The organism is Flavobacterium movens, from assembly GCF_039581425.1.
GTDB lineage: Bacteria > Bacteroidota > Bacteroidia > Flavobacteriales > Flavobacteriaceae > Flavobacterium > Flavobacterium luteolum.
Genome location: NZ_JBCPXY010000006.1, coordinates 307,194 through 331,986 on the forward strand (window position 1 = coordinate 307,194; position 24,793 = coordinate 331,986).

Genomic DNA, 24,793 nt, shown 5'->3' on the forward strand with positions numbered 1-24,793 from the left:
TTAATATTGTTTTGATATGAGGAAAATTACTCTGCTCTCTTTAACGGTAATTTTTATTGCAAGTTGCAAAATAAAAGTAGATAAAAACAAAGATCCAAAAAGTTTTGCAACAAATTATGTAGATCCTTTTATTGGTACTGGCGGTCACGGGCATACGTATCCTGGCGCGACAGTTCCGTTTGGGATGCTGCAAGTGAGTCCAGATAATGGAATTTCTAGCTGGGACTGGTGTTCTGGTTACCATTATTCTGACTCCATAGTTTCGGGTTTTAGTCACTTACACTTAAGCGGAACAGGAATCGGTGATTTGGCAGATATTTTATTTATGCCGACAAACAAGAAATTAGACTTAACCGCCAAAGCCGCTTCACGCGATTTCCTTCCGTATAAATCAAAATATAATCATGTTAACGAAAAAGCAACACCGGGTTCTTACCAAGTTTTTCTTGAGGATCCTAAGATCAATGTAGAATTAACGTCTACGCAAAGAACCGCATACCATAAGTATACCTATAATAATAACGATACACAATCTGTTGTTGTTGATTTAGGTTTCGCTATTAACTGGGACAAAGCGGTAAAAACGTCTATCAAAATTGAAGATGCCAACACTATTAGCGGATACCGTTACAGTACAGGCTGGGCAAAAAATCAGAGAGTGTTTTTTGTAGCGAAGTTTTCTAAACCTATTACGGAATCTATCATTACTGCTGATAAAAAAGTAGTTTCAGGTTCCAATGCTGAAGGCGAAAATACGGCTTTACAATTGTTCTTTGATTCTAAAAACTCTAAAGAATTGGGTATAAAAGTGGCGCTATCTTCTGTTAGTGTTGAAAACGCAAAAGATAATTTAGATAAAGATCAGGAATTTGAAAAAGTAAAAGCTTCAGCATCTTCAGATTGGAACAAAGCTTTAAGCAAAATTACGGTAGAAACTCCAGTTGATTCTCTTAAAACTATTTTCTATACGGCTTTATATCATGCTCAAGTTGCGCCAGTGACTTACAGCGATAAAAACGGTCAGTTTAGAAGAGAAGACGATAAAATTATTACTGCTAAAGATTATACGGTATATTCTACTTTATCACTTTGGGATACTTTTAGAGCAGAGAATCCATTGTTGACAATATTAGAACCAACAAAAGTTTCCGATTTAGTTAATTCAATGTTAGCGTATTACGAAACTAAAAAGATTCTTCCGGTTTGGACTTTATATGCAAATGAAACCAATACCATGACAGGATATCATTCGATTCCAGTTATTGTTGATGCTTATCTAAAAGGTATTAAAGGTTTTGATGCCGAAAAAGCTTTTGAAGCAATGAAAGCGACAATGATGCAAGACGAACGCGGATTGAATTTCTACAAAAAATACGGTTACATTCCGTACAATTTATTAGATGAATCGGTTACCATTACTTTAGAATATGCTTACGACGACTGGTGTGTAGCGCAAATGGCAAAAGCATTAGGAAAAACAGCTGATTATGAGTTTTTCTCTAAACGTTCAAAAGCTTACGAATATTTGTTTGATTCGAAATCTGGTTTTATGAGAGGAAAATCGCAAGATGGGAAATCTTGGAATGAGCCTTTCGATCCAAAACACTCCAACCACAGAGAACATACTGATTATACTGAAGGAAATGCTTGGCAGCACAGCTGGTTTGTGCCTCATAATGTAGATGAATTCATTAAGCTTCACGGAGGAAATGCCACTTTCACAAAACGTTTAGAACAATTATTCACAGAGAGTTCTGAGATTACAGGAAATAATGTTTCAGCAGATATTTCTGGTTTGATCGGACAATATGCACACGGAAATGAGCCAAGCCATCATATTGCTTATATGTTTAATCATGCCAAACAGCCTTGGAGAACACAATATTGGGTGCGTCATATTTTGGATACGCAATACAATACCACAGCAAATGGTTTGAGCGGAAACGAAGACTGCGGTCAAATGTCGGCTTGGTATGTATTTAGTTCAATGGGATTATATCCAATGAATCCAGCCTCGGGAGAATATGAAATTGGAAGTCCGATTTTTGAGAAATCAACTTTAAATCTTCCAAACGGAAAAACTTTTGTTATTGAAGCAGAAAATGTTTCAGACAAAAATTTCTATATCCAATCGGCTACTTTAAACGGAAAAACATTTAATAAAACAGCCATTTCTCACCAAGAAATGCTAAAAGGCGGTGTACTTCATTTTGTAATGGGAGCACAGCCAAACCAAAACTGGGGTCTAAACTAACTAATTCAAAATAAATAATTTAATGAACATTATAGACGTATCAATCATTTTAATCTATATCGTACTTTCGGTCGGTATCGGAATCTGGATTTCAAGAAAAGCATCAAAAGGACTTGATGATTATTTCCTTGGCGGAAAATCAATCAAATGGTATTTTTTAGGATTGAGCAATGGCTCCGGAATGTTTGATGTTTCAGGAACTTCTTGGATGATTGGAGTTTTGTTTTTATATGGAGTAAAAAGCTTCATGTTTATGTGGCTTTGGCCAATATGGAATCAGATTTTCGTTATGATGTTCCTCGCAGTCTGGATTAGAAGATCAAAAGTAATGACGGGATCTGAATGGATTTTAACTCGTTTTGGAAGCGACAAAGCAGGAAAAGCATCGCATATTATTGTAGCTATTTTTGCTATTATTTCTACAATTGGTTTCATTGCTTATTTCTTTGTTGGAATCGGAAAATTTGTAACCATCATTCTTCCTTGGGATTTAACAGTTCACATGAATGGTTCTGTTTTCTTGACTTCAGAACAAGCTTATGCTTTGTTAATCATTTTCTTAACTACAATTTACACGGTTAAAGGCGGAATGTTTTCTGTAGTTGCGACAGAAGTAGTACAATATATTATTATGATTGTTGCTGGAGTTTTAATCGCTGGTTATGCATTTATCAATTATACAGATATTCAGATCAATTCGGTTATTACACCAGAATGGAAAAATGTTTTCTTCGGATGGGAATTTGAAACACAATGGAGCGATAAATTTGAAACTTTCAACAGATTAATTGATACTGAAGGATACAAAATGTTCGGAGCTTTTATCGGAATGACACTTTTCAAAGGTTTCTTCGCGAGTGTTGCAGGGCCAACTCCAAGCTATGATTTACAACGTGTTCTTTCTACAAAATCGGTAAAAGAAGCAGCTTACATGAGTGGTTTTACCAACTTGATTTTATTCATTCCTAGATATTTATTAATCACAGGAATTGTAGTAATTGCTTTGGTGAATTTAGCACCAGAATTAAATGCAAATGTAAATTTAACAGGTGCAGATTTAGAGCTATTAATGCCAAAAGTGGTGAATCTTTATATCCCAGTTGGAATTAAAGGAATTCTTCTAGCAGGATTATTAGCTGCTTTTATGTCTGGATTCTCTGCTTTCGTAAATGCAGGACCAGCTTATATCGTAAATGATATTTATAAAAAATACTTCAAGCCAGTTGCTTCAAATAAACATTATATCAAAGTAAGTCAGATTTCTTCTTTCTTAGTTGTTGGTCTTGGAGTTTTCATGGGATTCTTTGCAGATTCGATTAACTCATTAACACTTTGGATTACAAGTGCTCTTTACGGAGGTTACGTGGCAGCTAACTTCTTAAAATGGATTTGGTGGCGTTTTAACGGATGGGGTTATTTCTGGGGAATGGTCGGCGGATTAATAGCAGCTTCTCTTCAATTCATTTTAGATCAAAACAAAGGAAATTTAGCAGCGGGAACATTTTTGCATGATCTTTCGCAAGTGCCATCGATTTACTTATTTCCATTAATTTTTGGAATGTCAATTTTAGGCTGTCTTTTAGGAACTTATTTAAGCAAACCAACAGATATGGAGGTCCTAAAATCTTTCTACAGCAATGTAAGACCTTGGGGATTCTGGACTCCGGTTTACAAACAATTAAAAGCGGAAGATCAGTCTTTCAAAAAAAATAATGATTTCTATTTAGATATGATGAATTGTGTGATTGGTATTGTTTGGCAATCAAGCATGATTTTGCTTCCAATTTATTTCATCATTAGAGATTATCCAAAAGCTGGAGTTGCTTTGGTAGTTTTCTTAGTGACGACTACGGTGTTGAAGTTTACTTGGCTGGATCGAGTTAGAAAGATTGAAGAGTAGAGATTTTGTAGAGGCAAGATTAAAGAAGCGAGATTTTAAAAATTTAAACACATAGAAACATAGATTTTTTTGACTTTAAAAAGAGTGTAGAAAGAAACTAGTTTCTCACACATAGCTTTGAACATAGCCCGTAGTTTCAACTACGGGAACGTAAGATTGGCCTTGCTGCTATGTTTATTTAAACAAGTGAAACGCCTTTTGTAGACAAAGAAAAACTATGTCTCTATGTGTTTAAAAAAGAATAAAAAACAAAAAAACTAATAAATAAAAAAAACAAAAAATGAGTACTATTCCTTGGCAAGACAGACCCGAAAACAGTAAAGATGTAATGTGGAGATATTCTGAGAATCCAATTATCGATAGATATTCGATTCCTTCATCAAACAGTATATTCAATAGTGCAGTTGTACCTTTTGGAGACGGATATGCTGGGGTTTTCAGATGTGATAATAAAGCAGTTCAGATGAATATTTTTGCTGGTTTCAGTAAAGATGGTATCAATTGGGACATTAACCATGAACCAATTGAGATGAAATCTGGAAATACAGAAATGATCGAATCTGCTTATAAATATGATCCTCGTGTGGTTTGGATCGAAGACCGTTACTGGATTACGTGGTGCAACGGTTACAACGGACCAACAATTGGTATTGGTTACACTTTCGATTTTAAAGAATTTTTCCAATGTGAAAACGCCTTTTTACCATTCAACAGAAACGGAGTTTTATTTCCACAAAAAATTAACGGAAAATACGCGATGTTAAGCCGTCCAAGTGATAACGGACACACGCCATTTGGTGATATCTGGATTAGCTATAGCCCAGATATGAAATATTGGGGAGAACATAGATTGGTTATGAAACCAAGTCCGTTTGAGCAAAGCGCTTGGCAATGTACAAAAGTGGGCGCAGGACCAATTCCGATTTTAACTGACGAAGGTTGGTTAATGATTTACCACGGAGTGATCAATACTTGCAACGGTTTTCGTTATGCAATGGGGTCAGCACTTTTAGATGTTGATTCGCCAGATCAAGTAAAATACAGAACGCAACCTTATTTATTAGGACCAGCAGAGACTTATGAAATGGTTGGAGATGTTCCAAACGTAGTTTTCCCTTGTGCTGCTTTACACGATATTGAAGAAGATAAATTGGCAGTTTATTATGGTGCAGCAGATACTCATGTAGCAATTGCTTTCGGAAAATTAAGTGAAGTAATTCAGTTTACAAAAGATAATAGTTTATAATATAAAGATGCATAGTAGAGGTAAATTATTGTCCCTAGCCGTTTTTTTTGTTGGATTGATGAGTTATGCGCAATCTGAAAAACCGGTTACGCCGAAAAGTTATATTGCGTATAAAACTTCAAATGAAATTGTTATTGACGGAGACGGAGCAGACAAAGCTTGGGAAAAAGCGTCTTGGACAACTCCTTTTGTCGACATAGAAGGTGTTGAAAAGCCAAAATACAATACTCAAGTCAAAATGTTATGGGACGATAATTACTACTATATTCTCGCTAAAATAGAAGAACCTCACGTTTGGGCAAATTTAAGACAGCGCGATACTATTATTTTTTACAATAATGATTTTGAGGTTTTTATTGATCCCGATAATGATACTCATAATTATTATGAATTGGAGATAAATGCATTAAACACAGCTTGGGATTTATTTATCAATAAACCCTACCGTGAAAAAAATACTGTTCTAAATGACTGGAATATCGACGGATTAAAATCGGCTGTAAAGATTGACGGAACTTTAAATAATACTTCAGATGTAGATAAAGGCTGGACATTAGAAATTGCCATTCCGTGGTCGGTTTATAAAACATCTTATTTTGATAATATTGTGCCAAAAGATAAATTTTGGAAAGTCAATTTCTCTCGAGTGAATTGGCAACACTCAATTGTTGACGGAAAATATGAACGCAAAAAAGATTCAGAAGGAAAGTTTCTCCCAGAATACAATTGGGTTTGGTCGCCTATGGGAGTCATCAATATGCATGAGCCCGAAAAATGGGCTTATGTATACTTTTCTTCAAAGGAAACCGACGATAAATTTACAATTCCACAGGAAGAAAAAGTAAAATGGGAACTGTATACCTTGTACCGTGCTCAAAAGAGATATTTCGATAAAAATAAATCTTGGGCAAAATCACTCCAAAGTATCAGCTCAAAAAATATAATTGTTGATGGAAAAGTTTTAAAACCAGTTTTAGAAAATCATTCGTCAGGATTTAATATCTTGGTAAAGAGTCCTTTTTCAAACAAAACCTTAATAATTAAAGAAGATGGAAAAATTATTACGAACGAATAAGCTGCAAAAACTATCAAAAGTTTTAGTATTAGCGCTTTCGCTGAGTTTATTCTCTTGCGGACAAAAAGAAAATAAAGATCAAGAAAACGGAAAATTCACTTTTGGTGTTTGGACCACTGCTGACGCTAAAAAATCGGATGCCGATTATTCGAAAGAATTTAAAAAATACAAAGACGGAGGAATTGATGAAGTTTTAATTAACACGCAAACCGATCCGAAACTATTAGCAAGATTAGTTCCGCTTGCAAAAAAAGAAGGACTAAAAGTGCATGCTTGGATTATGGCAATGAATCGTCCAAATGATTCAGTTGCTCTACAGCATCCAGATTGGTATCAAGTAAGCAAAGAAGGAAAATCTTGTTTTGATAACCGTCCGTATGTAGATTATTACCAATGGCTTTGCCCAACTAAAGAAGAATCTAGAAATCACGTTTTAGGTTTAGTTGAAGGTTTGGCAAAAGTAGAAGGAATTGAAAGTGTACATTTAGATTATATTCGTTTCCCAGATATTTTCTTGCCAATTAGTTTGTTACCTAAATACAACTTAGTTCAAGACGTAGAATTACCACAATTCGATTTCTGTTATTGTGATGCCTGCGTAAGCAAATTCGAAAAAGAACATCACAAAAATCCAAAAAATAGCCACAACACTTCAATTGATATGGAGTGGAAAAATTTTAGATTAAATGCAGTAAAAGCGGTGGTTGACGATGCGTATAAAATCGCTCATAAACACAATAAAAAATTGACAGCAGCAGTATTTCCTTATCCAGAAATGGCAGATCACATGGTGCGTCAGCGTTGGGACAAATGGAATATTGACGAAGTATATCCAATGATTTATCATAGTTTTTATGATGAAGAAATTGACTGGGTAGGTTATGCAACCAAACAAGGTGTAGCCGATTTAGAAGGAAAACAGACGAAAATAAATACAGGAATTTATATTCCTGGATTAAAATCGGATGCAGAATTGAAAGAAGCAATTTTGCTGGCAAAGAAAAATGGTGCAACTGGAGTTTCATTTTTTGACGGAAATGCTTTATCAGAAAGTAATTTAAAGACGATTGCAGCCGTAAAATCGGTCATGTAGTAGATTTTACTGGGATTAAAAAAGATTACTGATTAATTTAGCAACGTTAAGAACATTTTGTTTCTGAAAGTTGAATTTAAACCAAAAGACATGTCAAATAGAAGAGATTTTATTAAGAAAACCACTCTAGGCACTTTAGCCATAAGTTCTGTTTTGGGCGTAAGCGGATTTGCTGCCAATCATGAAAATGAACCAGAAGCTGAATCAAAAGAAAAAAAACAGACCAAACCAATCATCATCTCGACATGGAATCATGGTTTGCCTGCTAATAAAGAATCTTGGAAGAATTTAAAAGAAGGAAAATCGGCTTTGGATGCTATCGAAGCTGGAATGAAAATACCTGAAGCCGATCCAACTGTTCGTAGTGTTGGTTATGGAGGATATCCAGATCGCGAAGGAAAAGTTACCCTTGATGCCTGTATCATGGATCACAACAGTAATTGCGGTTCTGTTTGTTTTTTACAGGGAATAATGCATCCAATTTCTGTTGCAAAAAGAGTATTGCAAAATACGCCTCACGTCATGTTAGCTGGGCAAGGTGCATTGCAGTTTGCTTTGTCTGAAGGTTTTAAAGAAGAAAATTTATTGACTCCAGAATCTGAAAAAGACTGGAAAAAATGGCTGGAAGATTCCAAATACAAACCGGTCATTAATATAGAAAATCACGATACCATAAGTATGCTAATGTTAGACCAAGATGGCAACCTTTCTGGCGGATGTACCACGAGCGGTGCAGCTTGGAAAATGCACGGACGCGTCGGTGACTCCCCAATAATCGGCGCGGGTCTTTTCTTGGACAATGAGGTAGGAGCTGCAGCGGCAACTGGCTTGGGTGAAGCGGTTATTAGAACTGCAGGTAGCGCAATGGTGGTTGAATTAATGCGTCAGGGAAAATCGCCTTATGATGCTTGTAAAGAAATTACAGAGCGTATTTACAACAAACATAAAAACCACAAAGACATGGAATATCTTCAAGTTGGTTTTATTGCCTTGAATAAAAACGGTGAATACGCAGGTTATAGTCTAAGATCCGGATTTAATTACGCCGTTTCTGATGATGTAAAAGGGCATCGAATGGAAGACGCGAAGTTTAAAATGTCTTGGGATAAATAATTATCACGTTTAGAACTTTGTCAAAGTTTCAAACTTTGACAAAGTTTAATGACACAGTTTTGTCATCCTGAGGAACGAAGGATCACACTCGGGATTCGACAAAGAATATACGCAATATTTGTCATTTCGACGAAGGAGAAATCTCCGCAAGAAACTCTACAAAGATGGGCGAGTTACTATGAGGAGCTACTAACGAAGATTTCTCCTTACGTCGAAATGACAAACTGAAGTCAAAAACTTCAAAACATAAAAATGAAACCAGTTTCTATGTGTATTCATTCAAAGTGAAACACCTTTTTTAAGCTTAAAAAAAACTATGTCTCAATGTGTTTAAAAAAATAACCGCAAAGAGAAACCAAAAAATAAAGATGAAAAAAGTACTATTCTTATTAATCGTAATTATTTCAATTTTCTCGGCTAACGCGCAGAAAGTTTACACGGAAAGTGATATTCGTATCATTCCGAAACCGACTCAGACTCTTATTAAAACAGGTGTTTTTGAATTTACAAAAGACACGAAGTTTGTCGTAAACGGTGATTTCCAGAAAGATGCTGCAAATGCTTTGGCTTCTAAATTTGGTACTGCCGCAGGATGGAAACCAGAAGTGACTACAAAAGCTCCTGCGAGTAATTATGTTTTATTAAAAACAGATCCGAACTTAAAGAATGAAGCTTACGTTTTAGATGTAAATCCAACTAATATTGTTATTTCTGCAAAAGGGAATAACGGTTTTTTATACGCCTTAGAAAGCATCAGACAATTACTTCCTGAGGCGATTGAAAGTCAGTTTGCGATTACTTCTGCAAAATGGCAGATTCCAAGTTTGACTATTAATGATGAACCTCGTTTTAAATGGAGAGGTTTAATGCTGGATTTTTCACGTCATTTCTTTGATAAAAATTATGTTTTAGCGACAATCGACCGTTTGGCAGCGCATAAAATGAATGTTCTGCACATGCATTTAGTGGACGATCAGGGTTGGAGAATTGAAATCAAAAAATATCCAAAACTGACCGAAGTTGGTGCTTGGAGAGTAGATCAGGAAAATGTTTCTTGGAATGCCAGATTAACTACAAATCCTGACGAAAAAGGAACTTACGGCGGATTCTTTACACAAGATGAATTAAAAGAAATTGTAAAATATGCAGCTACAAAAGGAGTTGAAGTAATTCCAGAAATCGAAATGCCGGCACACGTAAGCAGTGCAATTGCGGCTTATCCAGAATTGGCTTGTTTTAACCAGAGAATTGGTGTTCCGTCAGGTGGAGTTTGGCCTTTAACGGATATTTATTGTGCTGGAAAAGAAACTACGTTCGATTTTTTGCAAAATGTAATTGATGAAGTAATTGCCATTTTTCCTTCAAAATACATTCACATTGGTGGAGACGAAGCGACTAAAACCAATTGGGCAAAATGTCCGCATTGCCAAAAAAGAATCAAAGATGAACATTTGAAAAACGTAAACGAATTACAAAGCTACTTTGTAAAACGTATGGAAAAATACATCAATTCAAAAGGTAAAAAAGTTATCGGTTGGGACGAAATTTTAGAAGGCGGTTTGGCTCCAGATGCTACAGTAATGAGCTGGAGAGGAACAAAAGGCGGAATCGAAGCGGCAGATCAAGGTCACGATGTAATTATGACGCCAGAAACACCTTGTTATTTCAACTTTTATCAAGGACCGCAAAACGAAGAGCCTTTGGCTTTTGATGCTTATAATCCGTTAAGTGAAGTATATAAATTTGACCCTGTCGTTTCTACCATGACGCCACAGGAATCAGCGCATGTTTTGGGCGGGCAAGCTAATTTATGGGCAGAGCATATAGCTGGTCCAAAAGATTCTGAATATATGATTTTTCCAAGATTAGCGGCTTTATCAGAGACTTTATGGAGTCCGAAAGAGAAGCGCAATTGGAACGATTTTACCTCGAGATTGTTCTCAATGTTTAAACGTTACGATTATCAGGGATTAAATTATGCGAAAAGCGCTTATTTGGTAACCGCTTCTTCTACAGCAGATTTAGCCAATAAACAAGTGAAAGTGGAATTGAAAAATGAGTTTCCTAATCCAGACATTAGATATGTTTTAGGAAACCAAAGTATTGATCATCATGCTATAAAATATACTACGCCAATTGAAATTGCAGCAACTACTGTTTTAAAAGCTTCTTTATTTCAAGATGAAAAACCAGTTGGAAAAACATTTACAGATACTATTGTTTTCCATAAAGGATTCGCGAAAAAAGTAAAATACTTAACGCCTTTTAATGAAAATTATAAAGGAGATGCCAATACAATGGTTAATGTAATAAGAGGAAGCAAAAATTTTCATGACGGACAATGGCAAGCTTGGCTGGTTAATGATATGGAATTGGTAATTGATCTTGAAAAAGTAGAAAGTATTGAGCAAGTATCAGTTGGAGCTTTAGAAAGTCAAGGTGCTGGAGTTAATTTCCCAATTCAAGTGAAAGTATTGATTTCTACAGACGGAATTAAATATACGCAAGTTGGAAAAATAATGCGTCCATATGCAGCAAATCCAGTTCCTGAATTGAAAGATTTCAAAATCAATTTCCAAAAACAAAATGCACGTTTTGTAAAAGTAATCGGTGGCAACTTAAAGAAAAGTCCAAAAGGAGAAAGCTCTTGGTTGTTTGTGGATGAGATTTTGGTGAATTAAATATTTTTAAACACATAGAAACATAGATTTTTTTGACTTTGAAAAGAGTTTAGAAAGAAACTAGTTTCTAACACATAGTTTAACGTGAAATGCTTGTGACAGCTTTGTCAAAGTTTCAAACTTTGACAAAGCTTTAAAGTCATAAATGTATAATCTGAAAAAAAATGAATAAGATATTATTTAAGCTCGGAGTATTATTGATTTGCTTGATGCCGTTTTTTACAAAGGCTCAAACAAAAGGATTTTCTATATCTAATGGAGAATTTCAAAAAGATGGAAAAACTATAAAAATACATTCGGGAGAAATGCACTATGAGCGTATTCCTAAAGAGTATTGGAGACATCGATTGCAAATGATTAAAGCGATGGGATTGAATACCGTGGCAACTTATGTGTTTTGGAATTATCACGAAATAGAACCAGGTGTATGGGATTTTAAAACAGGAAATAGAGATTTGGCAGAGTTTTTACGCATTGCTAAAAGTGAAGGATTATATGTGATTCTCAGACCAGGTCCTTATGCATGTGGTGAATGGGAGTTTGGCGGATATCCTTGGTGGCTGCAAAATAATCCAGATTTAGTAATTCGTACCAATAACAAAGCATTTTTAGAAGCTTGTAAAACGTATCTAGAACATTTATATGCAGTCGTAAAAGGAAATTTTGCTAATCAGGGAGGCCCAATTATTATGGTTCAGGCTGAAAATGAATTTGGTTCTTATGTTTCTCAAAGAACCGATATTAGTGCTGAAGATCATAAAGCATACAAAACTGCAATTTACAATATACTTAAAGAAACGGGTTTTCCAGAGCCTTTTTTTACTTCTGATGGTTCTTGGTTATTTGAAGGCGGCATGGTGGAAGGCGTATTGCCAACTGCAAATGGAGAATCAAACATAGAAAATTTAAAGAAACAAGTTGATAAATACCATAACGGGCAAGGACCTTATATGGTAGCAGAGTTTTATTCTGGTTGGTTGGATCATTGGGCAGAACCATTTATTAAAGTTGGATCTGAGGAGATTGCAAGTCAGACCCAAAAGTACCTTGATGCAGGTGTTTCTTTTAATTATTATATGGTGCATGGCGGTACTAATTTTGGATTTACCTCTGGAGCAAATTACAATGAAGAGAGTGATATTCAGCCAGATATTACAAGCTATGATTATGATGCGCCTATTAGCGAAGCAGGTTGGGCAACACCAAAATATATGGCTATTCGTGAAGTAATGCAAAAGTATTCTAAAACAAAATTAGCACCGATTCCAGAGAAAATACCAGTTGCAAAATATCCAAATCAGCTTGTCAAATCAAGTATGGATGTTTTAAGTTGGATCAAAAAAGAAAAAGCGGTCGTAAATGATCAGCCTTTAACATTTGAAAAGTTAGGTCAGGGAAATGGATATGTTTTATATCGTAAACGATTTACGCAGCCAATTTCTTCTGGCAAATTGAAAATTGAGGGATTAAGAGACTTTGCTACAGTTTATGTAAATGGAGTTAAGGTAGGTGAATTGAATAGAGTTTTCAAAAATTACGAACTGACCGTTTCTATTCCGTTTAACGGTATTTTAGAAATTCTGGTTGAAAATATGGGACGTATTAATTACGGAGCCGAAATAGTACATAATACTAAAGGAATTATTTCTCCAGTATTCATTAATGAATATGAAATTAGTGGTGGTTGGGAAATGTATAAAATGCCAATGAGTGAAGTGCCAGCTATTAAAAATGAGACGATAAAATCGGGACGCCCAGTTTTATATGAAGCTACAGTAAACATCGATAAACCAGCCGATACTTTTCTTGATATGTCTGCTTGGGGAAAAGGAATTGTATTTGTTAACGGACACAATCTTGGACGCTATTGGAAAGTAGGACCGCAACAAACACTTTATGTACCTGGCTGTTGGTTGAAAGCGGGTGAGAATAAGTTTGTTGTATTGGAGCAACTTAATGAAATTAACCAAACAGAATTAACTTTTACAGATCAGCCGATACTTGATAAACTAAACTAAAAAACAAAGAATAATAAATTATAAATTAGATTAAAGATGAAAAAAGGAATATTCATAATCGCCCTTTTATTTTCAGCTCAGATATTCGCTCAGGCGATTTATGAAGATGAAAGATACGTACCAGAAACTGATCCGTTAGTTCTAAAGAACTTAGACGAGTGGCAAGGCAAGAAATTTGGTCTGCTAATGCACTGGGGAACTTACAGCCAGTGGGGTATTGTAGAATCTTGGTCTATTTGTCCAGAAGATTATGGATGGTGTGAACGTAAAAAAGGAAGCAATCCATCTAATTATAATGATTATATAAAAGATTACGAAGGATTAAGAAAGACGTTTAATCCTGTAAAATTCGACCCTGCAAAATGGGCAAAAGCGGCTAAATATGCTGGAATGAAATACATGGTTTTTACCACCAAACACCATGACGGATTCAATATGTACGATACTAAATATTCTGATTACAAAATCACGAGTAAAGATGTTCCTTTTCATACCAACCCTAAAGCAGACGTTTTAAAAGAGATTTTCAATTCTTTTAGAGGTGAAGGGATTTCAACTGGAGCTTATTTCTCTAAACCAGACTGGCATAACGAAAACTATTGGGATCCATATTTTCCTCCTTTCGACAGAAACGTAAACTACGATCCTTCTTTATATCCAGAAAAATGGCAAAAGTATGTTGATTTCACTCACAATCAAATCTTAGAAATTCTTTCTAACTACGGAAAAGTAGATATCTTATGGTTAGATGGAGGATGGGTTAGAAAAAGAGATCAAGTGAACATCAAAGAAAACTACGACGAGAAATTTACAGAAAACGAATCTAAAAACGGTTTCATTAAACATAGAGTTGTTGACCAAGATCCAAAAATGGATGAGTTAGTGATTAAAGCGCGTCAAAAACAACCAGGTTTAATTGTGGTAGATAGAGCAGTTCACGGTAAAAACCAAAACTACTTAACACCAGAAGGACGTGTTCCTGAAAAAACATTGCCTTATCCTTGGGAATCTTGTATTCCAGCTGGTGGCGGATGGTCTTATTCTCCAGGTGCAACTTACATGACTGGAAGACAAGGAATTCATTTGTTAATTGATATTGTAGCTAAAGGCGGAAACTTATTATTAAACGTTGCTCCAAGTCCAGAAGGAGAATGGGATAAAGGTGCTTACGATTTATTGCAAGCTTATGGTGATTGGATGAAAGTAAACAGCACAGCGATTTACAATACAAAACCAATTGAGCCTTACAAAGAAGAAAACATTTGTTTCACACAAAATAAAGCAGGTAATGTATTTGCATTTTATTTAGCTAAAGAAGGAGAAGACAAAATTCCTGCTGAAGTTACAGTAAAAGCTATTAGTCCTAAGAAAGGAACTAAGATTACGATGTTAGGTTCTAAAACTTCTTTAAAATGGACAAAAGAAGGAAACGGATTTAAAGTAATTATTCCAGAAAGCTTAAGAAACAATCTTCCTGCAAAAGAAGCGTGGACTTTAAAAATTGAAGCGATCAACAGATAAAAATGAAACCTATGGTTTTAAATACAAACAAATTTCAAACAGCATGTATTTTTTGCATGCTGTTTTTTAGCATTACGATTTTTGCGCAGGAACCTGCTGATTTCGTGAATCCGTTTATTGGGACTTCCAATTATGGTGCGGCTTTTCCAGGACCAATTGCTCCGCGCGGAATGGCAAGTATCAGTCCGTTTAACGTGGCTGGAGTAAAGAATACTCCAATGGAAAAAGACAGCCAGTGGCTTTCGAATCCGTATGTGAATGAGAATACTTTTTTGACAGGTTTTAGTCAGGTGAATTTAAGTGGTGTCGGCTGTCCAGAATTGGGTGTTATTTTATTGATGCCAACAACTGGAAATGTAGAAATCGATCATTTAAAATACGGTTCAACTTATTCTAATGAAGTTGCCAAAGCAGCTTATTACAGCGTAAACATCGACAAATACAAAGTAAAAGGCGAATTTACCACTTCAAAGCGAGTGGGAGTAAGCCGATTCACTTTCCCGAAAGGGCAATCTAATATTTTATTAAATCTTGGTTTAGGTTTAACAAATGAAGAAGGCGCGATGATAAAAGTGGTTTCTTCTACAGAAATTGAAGGAATGCGTTCGGTTGGTTCGTTTTGTTATAACAGTCCAGAAGATGCTTATCCGGTTTATTTTGTGGCTCAATTTTCTAAACCTGCCCATAAATTTGGAGTTTGGAAAAAAACTGCAAAATACAACGGCGTTGAAGCGCAATGGATGGGTTACAACGGAAAAGCGAGAATAATGGAAAATACCATTAAAACCGTAGTAGGTGATAGTATTGGAAGTTATTTTACGTATAAATTCGATAAACAAGAAACGGTTGAAGTGAAGATTGGAATTTCGTACGTAAGTATCGAAAATGCCCGTGAAAACTTAGCAAAAGAAGTTGGTAACAGATCTTTTGATGCAATTTACAAAGAAACCTACAACGAATGGAACGAAGAATTGTCTAAAATTTTGGTTGAAGGCGGTACAAAAGATGACAATACGATTTTCTACACAGCTTTGTATCACACTTTAATTCACCCAAATACTTTAAATGATATTAACGGACAATATCCCGTAATCAAAAGAAGTAAAATTGCTAAAACCGATGACACCCGTTATACCGTATTTTCTTTATGGGATACGTACCGAAATGTACATCCATTGATGTCTTTGGTTTATCCAAAACAGCAATCTGATATGGTAAAAAGTATGTTGACTATGTTTGATGAAAACGGCTGGTTACCCAAATGGGAACTGAATTCGACTGAAACTTTTACCATGGTTGGAGACCCTGCAAGTATTGTAATTACAGATAGTTACATGAGGGGAGTTCGTGATTATGATGTTAATAAAGCCTATTATGCGATGTTGAAAGGCGCAGATAATATTGAAAATAATCCGCTTCGTCCTGGATTGAAAGATTATATCAAAAAAGGATATTTAACAACCGACAATAAAGGCCCAGTTTCTACAACTCAGGAATACAATATTTCAGATTATTCTATTTCGCTTATGGCCAACGAATTCGGTGACAAAGACAATGTAAAACGTTTTAAAGAACGTTCATTATCTTACAGAAAATTATTCGATAAAAACTTAAATCTGCTTCGTCCAAGAACTCCTGACGGAAAATGGTACGAACCATTTGATCCAAATTCAGGAGCTAATTTTGAAGAAAATGTTGGTTTTATAGAAGGAAATGCTTGGCAGTATGCTTTTATGGTTCCTCACGACATTATCGGATTAAAGAAATTAATGGGGGGTGATATACCATTTTCGGCACAATTGCAGAAAATATTCGACACCAAACAATTTGATATGGCAAACGAACCAGATATCGCCAATCCGTATTTGTTTAATTATGTGAAAGGCGAAGAATATAAATCTCAGGATATGGTAAAGAAATTGGTTCGCGAATATTTCAAAAATGAACCAAAAGGATTACCAGGGAATGATGATACAGGAACTATGTCGGCTTGGTTAGTGTATTCGATGATGGGAATTTATCCAATATCGCCTGGAGATCCAATTTACACCATTACAACGCCAATGTTTCATAGAGTGACGATCAAATTAGATCCAAGATATTATAAAAAGGAAAGCATCGTAATTGAAAGACAAGAAAATAATGGCGGAAAAATCAATTCGATTGAGCTAAACGGAAAATCACTTAATACTTTCTTTATTTCACATGATGATTTTGTGAATGGCACAAAGCTTAAGGTGATTCAAAACTAAACACACAACACAACTATGTTACAATTAAGAATGAGAAAAACGGCCATTATTTTTGTAATGGCTGTTGGTTTTTTAAACCAGATCCACGCCCAGAAAAAGTATCCGTATCAGGATGCAAAGTTACCAGTAGAAGAAAGAGTTCAAGATTTGCTAAGCCGCATGACGCTTGAAGAAAAAGTGCGTCAGATGGATATGTACAGAGGAGATTTTTTTAAAGAGAAAGAAGATTTTGCTAAATCTAAATCGGCAGAAAAAATCGGGAAATTAGGAATTGGAGCAATTCATGATTTGTATCCGCGTTCGGCGAAAATGATCAATGATTTGCAGACGAATGTAATTAAAGGAAACCGTTGGGGAATTCCAGCTTTGATTATGTGTGAAATGCTTCACGGATATTTAGACGAAGGAAGTACTGCTTTCCCAATGAATATTGGTCTCGGTGCAACTTGGGATGTGGCTACAATGGATAAAGTGGGTAAAGTAATTGGTATGGAAGCCAGAGCTCATGGAGTTCATTTTGGTTTTGGACCCAACTTAGATTTAGGACGCGAGCCAAGATGGGGACGTGTTGCTGAAACTTTTGGTGAAGATGCTTTCCTGAATAGCGAAATTGGTTTGGCTTTTATTAAAGGAATGCAGGGAGATGATTTAAAATCGGATCGTTCTATTATTGCAGAGCCAAAACACTTTGCAGTTCACGGTATTCCACAGGCAGGAGGAAATTCTTCACCAATTTTGGTTGGAGAACGTTCTGCAAGAGAAGACCACTTACCATCTTTTGAAAAAGCATTTAGAAAAGGCGGTGCGTTAGGAACAATGTGCGCGTATTCAGAGTTAGATGGAATTCCTTGTGCAGCCAATCACTGGTTATTGACAGATGTTTTAAGAAAAGAATGGGGTTTTAAAGGCCTTGTAGTTTCAGATTTAGGAGCTATTAAATACATTCAAACCACTCACAAAGTGGCTGATTCTCCAAAAGATGCTATTAGAGAAGCGGTTTCGGCAGGTGTTGATATGCAGTTTTATGATTTTTCGAACGAATTCTGGCAAAATACAGTCATTGAATTAGTTAATGAAAAAAAATTGACAATAGAAAACATTGACCGTGCGGCGGGAGCAGTTTTGCGTTTGAAATTTTTATTAGGATTATTTGAAAATCCGTACACAGATAAAAATCTGATTAAAGAGCGTTTTCATACAAAAGAAAATCAAGCTGTTGCTTTAGAAGCGGCTCAGAAATCAATGGTTTTATTGAAAAATGAAAACAATATTTTGCCTTTAAGCAAAAACTTGAAAAATATTGCGGTTATCGGACCAAATGCAAATGCTTCAAGATTGGGAGGTTATGCTCCAAAAAACAGTGTTGGTATGACAGTTTACGAAGGAGTTAAGGAATTGGTTGGAAAAACGGCAAATGTAGTTTATGAAGAAGGAGTTCCTTTAATCGTAAAAGGACAAATTATTCCATCTAAATATTTATTTACTCCAGACGAATCTCAAAATGGGTTAAAAGGAGAATATTTCAATAACAGAAATCTAGAAGGAACTCCTGCATTGACTCGTATCGACAGTCAGTTAGAATTTGACTGGCCTTGGGCACCTGGTGATGGTGTGAATGTGGATGATTTTTCTATCAGATGGACAGGATTCTTAAAATCAGATCAGGCACTTGACGGTTGGTTAGGTTTAAGTTCTGATGATGGAATTAGAATGTACATTGATGATCAATTGGTAATTGACAATTGGACAAAGGGAGCTACAAGTATGGTTACAACTCCAAAAAATATCGAAAAAGGTAAAAAGTACAAAGTCCGCATTGAAATGTGGGAAGGAGGCTGGGGTGCTAGAGCTCATTTCCGTTGGAATTTAGAAAAAGTAAACTTACAGCCAGCAATCGAAGCGGCTAAAAAAGCAGATGTTGCGATTGTGGTTTTAGGGGAATCTAACGAATTGGTAGAAGAAAACAGAGATGTTGCTTCTTTAGACTTATTTGGAATCCAACAGCAATTGATTGAAGAGATTCAAAAAACGGGAACTCCAGTAGTTTGTGTTTTATTAAACGGTCGTCCGCTTTCTACCAACTGGATTGCTGAAAATATTCCGGCAGTTTTAGAAGGATGGTTTCCAGGTGAATTAGGAGGTAGAGCGGTTGCTGATGTTTTATTTGGAGATTATAATCCAGGTGGAAGACTGCCAATTACGGTTCCAAAATCGGTTGGGCAGTTACCAATATATTATAATCAAAAACCATCTGCGATTCATAAATATGTAGCAGAAAGCGAGCATCCGTTATATTCATTCGGTTACGGATTAAGTTATACGAAGTTTGAATATTCTAATTTAAAACTGAATACTACTGAAATTAAACCAAACGGAGAAGTAAAAGTTTCTGTAGATGTTAAAAACGTCGGAGACAGAGATGGAGATGAAGTGGTTCAATTGTATATAAATGATGTTTACAGCAGTACAACAACTCCTGAAAAAACGTTAAAAGGATTCAAAAGATTAAATATCAAAAAAGGCGAAACTACAACTGTTGAGTTTACACTTACACCAGATGAGCTATCTCTTTGGAACAGAGAAATGAAGCGCGTTGTAGAGCCTGGTGATTTTGAAGTTATGGTCGGTGGAAATTCGACCGATTTACTTAAAACTAAATTCAAGGTTTTGAACTAAAAACCCAAAAATGCCGAAGATTTTTCGGCGTTTTTACTTTAAAAAAATGAATACAATTATAAATGACCAAATTCTATTCAATAATAGAATTTGGTCTTTTAATTTAAGGCAGAGTAAGATTACAAATGAAAACGTTTTCTTTCAATAAAACGCTTAAGATTTACCTACACCTTTTCAAAATTGTCATTTGTCGAAATTATATTTTGTTAACAGAATGTATTCTTAAGTTTAACATGTTATTAACTCTAAAAAAACAACTAATATGATTAAAAACGTACTAAAATTACTGTTTGTCATATGCCTTTTCGGGTTTCAAGCCCTAGAAGCGCAGACAACAGTAAAAGGAACGATAACAGATGCTCAAAGCGGGATTCCGATTCCTGGAGCAAATATTATTGTTAAAGGAACTAAAACAAGTGCTTCAACAGATTTTGATGGTAAGTACAGCATTAGTGTTCCAAATCAATCAGCAGTTTTAGTTTTTACTTATGTAGGATCTGCTACAAAAGAAGTTGCTGTGGGATCGCAATCTACAATTAATGTAACTCTTGGCCCAGATACGCAGCAGTTAGGAGAAGTAGTGGTTACCGCTCTTGGTATTAAAAGAGAGAAAAAAGCCATTACCTATTCTGCACAAAACGTTTCTGTAGATGAGTTATCTGAAGCAAGATCATTAAACGTTGCCAACTCACTTTCTGGTAAAGTTGCAGGTCTTAACTTCTCTACTACTTCAAATGGTGTTGGTTCTTCTTCTAGAATTACTTTAAGAGGTAACAGATCGCTTAACGGAAACAACCAGCCTCTTTATGTAGTAGATGGTGTGCCAATTTCTAACGGAACAACAAATACAAATCCTGATATTGATACAGGAGGAACTACACAACCTGATGGTATTTCTAACATTAACCCAGAAGACATTGCTTCGATGACTGTTTTGAAAGGTCCATCTGCAGCAGCTCTTTATGGTTCCAGAGCATCAAATGGTGTAATCGTAATTACAACTAAATCGGGTAAAGCTGGAAAAACTTCGGTTTCGTTATCGTCTAACTTTATGGCTTCTTCTGCTTATAATTTGATGAACTTGCAAAACGAATACGGTCAAGGAACAAATGGAAACTATGTTTCTAACTCAAGCTCAAGCTGGGGTGCGCCTTTAGACGGACGTCAGGTATCTGCTTGGCAGTTGGTTCGTAATCCAAATTATGCGGGACCAGCTACACAAAGCTATTCTCCACAGAAAAACAACGTTATTGATTTCTACAAAACAGGTTATAATTTGGCAAACACTTTGACAGTTACTGCTGGTAACGAAAAAGCGCAAGGTTATTTCTCTTATACTAACACACGTGCTGAAGGTATTGTGGGCGGAAACCAAATGGACAGACACAATCTTAACTTAAGATTGACAAGCAAGATTACAGATAAATTAACTTTAGATGCTAAAACAAACTACATCGTTCAAGATATCGATAACTTATTGAGAACAGGTGAGGAGTCTATTGGAACATCTGCTTATTTATTGCCTCGTAGTATTGCTTATAACGATTATAAAGATTTCGAATATTTTGACGCAGCCGGACAAAGACAAGTAAACTATTTCCTTGACGAAACTGGAGCTCCTGGAGGAAACCCATTCTGGTCTGCTTTAAGAGATGATGCTCGTACAGATAAAAGAAATAGATTTATTGGTTTAGCGTCTCTTAAATATGAGTTTACAAAAACGTTAAGCTTACAAGGTAGAGCTGGTTTAGACCAAATGACAAACAAAAACGTAAGAAACAGATATGCAACTGCGGCTTTCAACAGTAACATGGGTTCTTATAGCGAATCTTATGAAACAGTAAGCGAATTAAACATTGATGCTTTACTTTCTTACAATGAAAAATTCGGAGATTTCTCTGTTGGTCTTAATGCAGGAGCGAGTTCATTACAGCAAAATAGTTCAGCTTTAAATTCTGGCGGTGTTTTAAGTAAAAGAAACTTCTTCGCGTTATCAAACGTTCAAACGGTTCAATCTACGTCTACAGCTTCAGAAAAAAGAATTAATTCTGTTTACGGATTTGGTCAAATTGGTTTCAGAAACTATTTATTCTTAGACTTAACAGCTAGAAATGACTGGTCTTCTACTTTGCCTCAAGATTATTTCTATCCATCTTTCGGACTTTCTGCTGTAATTTCAGATATGGTTACATTACCTGAAGTAATAAGCTTTGCTAAATTAAGAGCTTCTTATGCACAAGTGGGTAATGATACAGATCCTTATCAAACACAGCAAAGATTCTCTTACATTGGTGGAAACGGTGGTATGTTATACGGACAAAGCACAAAAGCAAATCCAAACTTAAAACCAGAGATTTCTTCTTCTACAGAGTTTGGTGCCGATGTTAGATTCTTCAACAATCGTTTAGGCTTAGATTTCACATATTTCAATACCTTGACTAATAATCAAATTTTCTACATCAATACACCAGAACCTTCTGGATATTCTAGAGCGATCGTAAATGGTGGAGATATTGAAAATAAAGGTATCGAGCTTACGCTTACTGCAACTCCAATTCAGACAGAAAACTTTACTTGGGATATTACAGCAAACTACGCTTCTTATAAGTCAAAAGTAAAATCTATCTTTGAAGGAAGAGATGAATTAGTTCTTGGAGAAGGGCGTTTAGTGAGAAGTAAAGTGGTTGTTGGAGGTGAATATGGTGATTTATACATTAAAGGTTTCCAAAGAGATCCAAACGGAAATATCATTGTAAATAGTGCAGGTATTCCATTAGCTACAAATGGTTTTGATGTTCGTGCAGGTAACTTTAACCCAGATTGGACTGCAGGTTTCAAAAACAACTTTAAATACAAAGATTTCTCTTTAAGCTTCTTGGTTGACTTTAGAATTGGTGGTGAAGTTATTTCATACACTCAAGCTAGACAAGCTGGTTTAGGGGTTAGCGATATTACTTTAGCAGGAAGAAATGGCGGAATTATTGTGGATGGTGTTGTAGCTAACGGAAACGGAACTTACTCTCCAAACACAACAAGCATCAATGCTGAACAATACTGGACAGCTATCGGACAGAGAACTCCAATTGCAGAGCCATTTATTTATGATGCTACAAACATCAGATTAAGAGAGCTTGTTTTTGGTTACTCAATGCCAAAACGTTTATTAGGTAACTCTGGATTTACAAGCATCGATTTCTCATTAGTAGGTAGAAATTTATTCTTCTTCTTAAACAAAGCTAAATACTTTGATCCAGAAGCGGGCGCAGGTACAGGTAACTTACAAGGTATAGAATCTTTCAACATTCCATCAACGAGAGATTATGGAGTGAATGTTAAATTCGGATTTTAATTAAAAAAGAGATATCATGAAATATAGTTTTAAAATAAAAACATTAGGAGTTGCATTAATGGCAGTTTCGATTTTATCAAGCTGTACTGGCGATTTTGATGAAATAAACAAAGATCCTAATTCGTTGACTGAAGATCAGTTAGATGCTACATTGGCAGGTCCTGCATTTGCATCTGCATTGTACGCAGGTATCCACAATGGTTCTTATTCATCACCAAGTGGTATAGATGATCAAGGTACGTGGGGTATTGCTACAGGTATTTTATCTTCAACTTTTATCCACTATTTAAACTGTGGATATGGAACGGAAAGAAATGCTTTCGTAAATGGATACGAAGGAAGAGGATGGACAAGATTTTACACTGTAGCGGCTCCAGCTTTATCAAATGCTTTTAAAGCATCTCAAGGAAACGCAGAAGCTACAGCTGTTCTTAAAATCTGGAAAGTTTTTATGTACAACCAAATGGTTGATGCTTACGGACCAATTCCTTATACTGAAGCTGGTAACGGAAAAGATAAAGTTTCTTACGATAGCGTAGAATTTATTTATGCAGATTTCTTTAAATTATTAGACGAAGCAAATGCAACATTAACTTCTACTTCTGCAACTTCAGTTGCTTCTCTTGCCCCAAATGATAGAGTTTATGCAGGAAGTGTTGACAAATGGAGAATCTTTGGAAACAGTATGAGATTGCGTTTAGCCTTAAGAATTTCTGATAAAGATCCTGCAAATGCAAAAACTCAGGCTGAAGCTGCCGTTGCTGCCGGAGTAATGCAAACAAACGATCAAAGTGCATTCTTTAAAGCAAGTAACATTACGCCAAACAATTTAAATATGATTGTAAACAGCTGGGGTTATGTAATGACATCTTCTATGGAAAGTATATTAGTTGGTTACAACGATCCACGTTTAGCTAAATGGTTTGCACCAATTGCTTCAGGAGTGTATAGAGGAAATCCAGTTGGAGGTTTAGAAGATCAATTCGGAACTACTGAATTCTCTAAATTCAACAATAATGTTTTAGGAAATGGTCCTAATAATACACTTAGTGAAACTAAAAACATTGAAATCTTCATGGCTTCTGAAAACTATTTAAGTAGAGCAGAAGGAGCTTTAAATGGATGGAATATGGGAGCAGATGCTAAAACTTTGTATGAAACAGGTATTAGATTATCGCTTGCGCAATGGGGAATTACAGAAGTAGCTGACGTTAACGCTTACATTGCAGGAACATCATTGCCAACATTGCCAAACATTCTGACCGTATATCCAACTTTAGATTTACAAGATATTCCAGTTAAATTGCCAGTGGCATGGTCTGCATCTACTGCTGACCAAAGAACGCAGATTGCAGTTCAGAAATACTTAGCAATTTTCCCAGAATCTTGGGAAGCTTGGGCAGATTTAAGAAGAAGCGATGCTAAAGTAATCTATCCAGTTTTAAATACTGATAATCCAGATGCTGGAGTTGGAAAATCTTTGATGAAAAGAATTATTTACACTACAAACGAGTACTCATCAAACAAAGCGGCTGTAGAAGATGGAGTTTCTAAATTAGGAGGTCCAGACTCTGGTGGAACAAGACTTTGGTGGGACACAAAATAATTAATTTGG

General features: G+C 35.7%; 13 protein-coding genes. All 13 read left to right on the forward strand.

The window, feature by feature from the left end; translation table 11 throughout:
* Window positions 1–16 precede the first annotated feature (16 nt).
* Window positions 17–2,254 carry a GH92 family glycosyl hydrolase gene (locus tag AAYQ05_RS13285; RefSeq protein ID WP_343543964.1) on the forward strand — a complete coding sequence of 746 codons (2,238 nt, stop codon included), beginning with the start codon at window positions 17–19 and terminating at the stop codon, window positions 2,252–2,254.
* 22 nt (window positions 2,255–2,276) lie between these two features.
* On the forward strand, window positions 2,277–4,154 hold the full coding sequence (locus AAYQ05_RS13290; RefSeq protein WP_343543965.1) for a sodium:solute symporter family protein: 1,878 nt from the start codon (window positions 2,277–2,279) through the stop codon (window positions 4,152–4,154).
* Between the two features lie 280 nt (window positions 4,155–4,434).
* The gene (locus AAYQ05_RS13295; protein ID WP_343543967.1) at window positions 4,435–5,400 is read left to right on the forward strand and encodes a glycoside hydrolase family 130 protein; all 966 of its coding nucleotides are present in this window, start codon (window positions 4,435–4,437) and stop codon (window positions 5,398–5,400) included.
* Between the two features lie 7 nt (window positions 5,401–5,407).
* Complete coding sequence (locus tag AAYQ05_RS13300) at window positions 5,408–6,475, forward strand: carbohydrate-binding family 9-like protein (RefSeq protein ID WP_343543968.1); 1,068 nt, start codon at window positions 5,408–5,410, stop codon at window positions 6,473–6,475.
* Window positions 6,450–7,568, forward strand: coding sequence for a putative glycoside hydrolase (locus AAYQ05_RS13305; RefSeq protein ID WP_343543969.1), 1,119 nt, complete (start codon window positions 6,450–6,452; stop codon window positions 7,566–7,568). The genes AAYQ05_RS13300 and AAYQ05_RS13305 overlap by 26 nt, the downstream gene beginning before the upstream one ends.
* A gap of 90 nt (window positions 7,569–7,658) precedes the next feature.
* Window positions 7,659–8,681: an isoaspartyl peptidase/L-asparaginase family protein gene (locus tag AAYQ05_RS13310; RefSeq protein ID WP_343543970.1), complete on the forward strand. Its 1,023-nt coding sequence runs from the start codon at window positions 7,659–7,661 to the stop codon at window positions 8,679–8,681.
* A 368-nt stretch (window positions 8,682–9,049) separates the two neighbouring features.
* Window positions 9,050–11,362 (forward strand): beta-N-acetylhexosaminidase, encoded by a 2,313-nt coding sequence (locus AAYQ05_RS13315; RefSeq protein WP_343543971.1) that lies wholly within the window; start codon window positions 9,050–9,052, stop codon window positions 11,360–11,362.
* A gap of 164 nt (window positions 11,363–11,526) precedes the next feature.
* Window positions 11,527–13,380: a glycoside hydrolase family 35 protein gene (locus AAYQ05_RS13320; protein WP_343543972.1), complete on the forward strand. Its 1,854-nt coding sequence runs from the start codon at window positions 11,527–11,529 to the stop codon at window positions 13,378–13,380.
* A 36-nt stretch (window positions 13,381–13,416) separates the two neighbouring features.
* On the forward strand, window positions 13,417–14,901 hold the full coding sequence (locus AAYQ05_RS13325) for an alpha-L-fucosidase (RefSeq protein ID WP_343543973.1): 1,485 nt from the start codon (window positions 13,417–13,419) through the stop codon (window positions 14,899–14,901).
* Between the two features lie 11 nt (window positions 14,902–14,912).
* Window positions 14,913–17,153, forward strand: coding sequence for a GH92 family glycosyl hydrolase (locus AAYQ05_RS13330; RefSeq protein WP_343543974.1), 2,241 nt, complete (start codon window positions 14,913–14,915; stop codon window positions 17,151–17,153).
* A 15-nt stretch (window positions 17,154–17,168) separates the two neighbouring features.
* Window positions 17,169–19,829: a glycoside hydrolase family 3 protein gene (locus AAYQ05_RS13335; RefSeq protein ID WP_343543975.1), complete on the forward strand. Its 2,661-nt coding sequence runs from the start codon at window positions 17,169–17,171 to the stop codon at window positions 19,827–19,829.
* 262 nt (window positions 19,830–20,091) lie between these two features.
* Window positions 20,092–23,178: a SusC/RagA family TonB-linked outer membrane protein gene (locus AAYQ05_RS13340; RefSeq protein WP_343543976.1), complete on the forward strand. Its 3,087-nt coding sequence runs from the start codon at window positions 20,092–20,094 to the stop codon at window positions 23,176–23,178.
* A gap of 16 nt (window positions 23,179–23,194) precedes the next feature.
* Entirely contained in the window at window positions 23,195–24,784 is a 1,590-nt protein-coding gene (locus AAYQ05_RS13345) for a SusD/RagB family nutrient-binding outer membrane lipoprotein (protein ID WP_343543977.1), read from the forward strand.
* Window positions 24,785–24,793 lie beyond the last annotated feature (9 nt).

What these genes read in the sequence shown, in the direction of transcription:
- AAYQ05_RS13285 (WP_343543964.1), top strand. Translation starts at nt 17, where the DNA reads ATGAGGAAAATTACTCTGCTCTCTTTAACGGTAATTTTTATTGCAAGT.
- AAYQ05_RS13290 (WP_343543965.1), top strand. Translation starts at nt 2,277, where the DNA reads ATGAACATTATAGACGTATCAATCATTTTAATCTATATCGTACTTTCG.
- AAYQ05_RS13295 (WP_343543967.1), top strand. Translation starts at nt 4,435, where the DNA reads ATGAGTACTATTCCTTGGCAAGACAGACCCGAAAACAGTAAAGATGTA.
- AAYQ05_RS13300 (WP_343543968.1), top strand. Translation starts at nt 5,408, where the DNA reads ATGCATAGTAGAGGTAAATTATTGTCCCTAGCCGTTTTTTTTGTTGGA.
- AAYQ05_RS13305 (WP_343543969.1), top strand. Translation starts at nt 6,450, where the DNA reads ATGGAAAAATTATTACGAACGAATAAGCTGCAAAAACTATCAAAAGTT.
- AAYQ05_RS13310 (WP_343543970.1), top strand. Translation starts at nt 7,659, where the DNA reads ATGTCAAATAGAAGAGATTTTATTAAGAAAACCACTCTAGGCACTTTA.
- AAYQ05_RS13315 (WP_343543971.1), top strand. Translation starts at nt 9,050, where the DNA reads ATGAAAAAAGTACTATTCTTATTAATCGTAATTATTTCAATTTTCTCG.
- AAYQ05_RS13320 (WP_343543972.1), top strand. Translation starts at nt 11,527, where the DNA reads ATGAATAAGATATTATTTAAGCTCGGAGTATTATTGATTTGCTTGATG.
- AAYQ05_RS13325 (WP_343543973.1), top strand. Translation starts at nt 13,417, where the DNA reads ATGAAAAAAGGAATATTCATAATCGCCCTTTTATTTTCAGCTCAGATA.
- AAYQ05_RS13330 (WP_343543974.1), top strand. Translation starts at nt 14,913, where the DNA reads ATGGTTTTAAATACAAACAAATTTCAAACAGCATGTATTTTTTGCATG.
- AAYQ05_RS13335 (WP_343543975.1), top strand. Translation starts at nt 17,169, where the DNA reads ATGTTACAATTAAGAATGAGAAAAACGGCCATTATTTTTGTAATGGCT.
- AAYQ05_RS13340 (WP_343543976.1), top strand. Translation starts at nt 20,092, where the DNA reads ATGATTAAAAACGTACTAAAATTACTGTTTGTCATATGCCTTTTCGGG.
- AAYQ05_RS13345 (WP_343543977.1), top strand. Translation starts at nt 23,195, where the DNA reads ATGAAATATAGTTTTAAAATAAAAACATTAGGAGTTGCATTAATGGCA.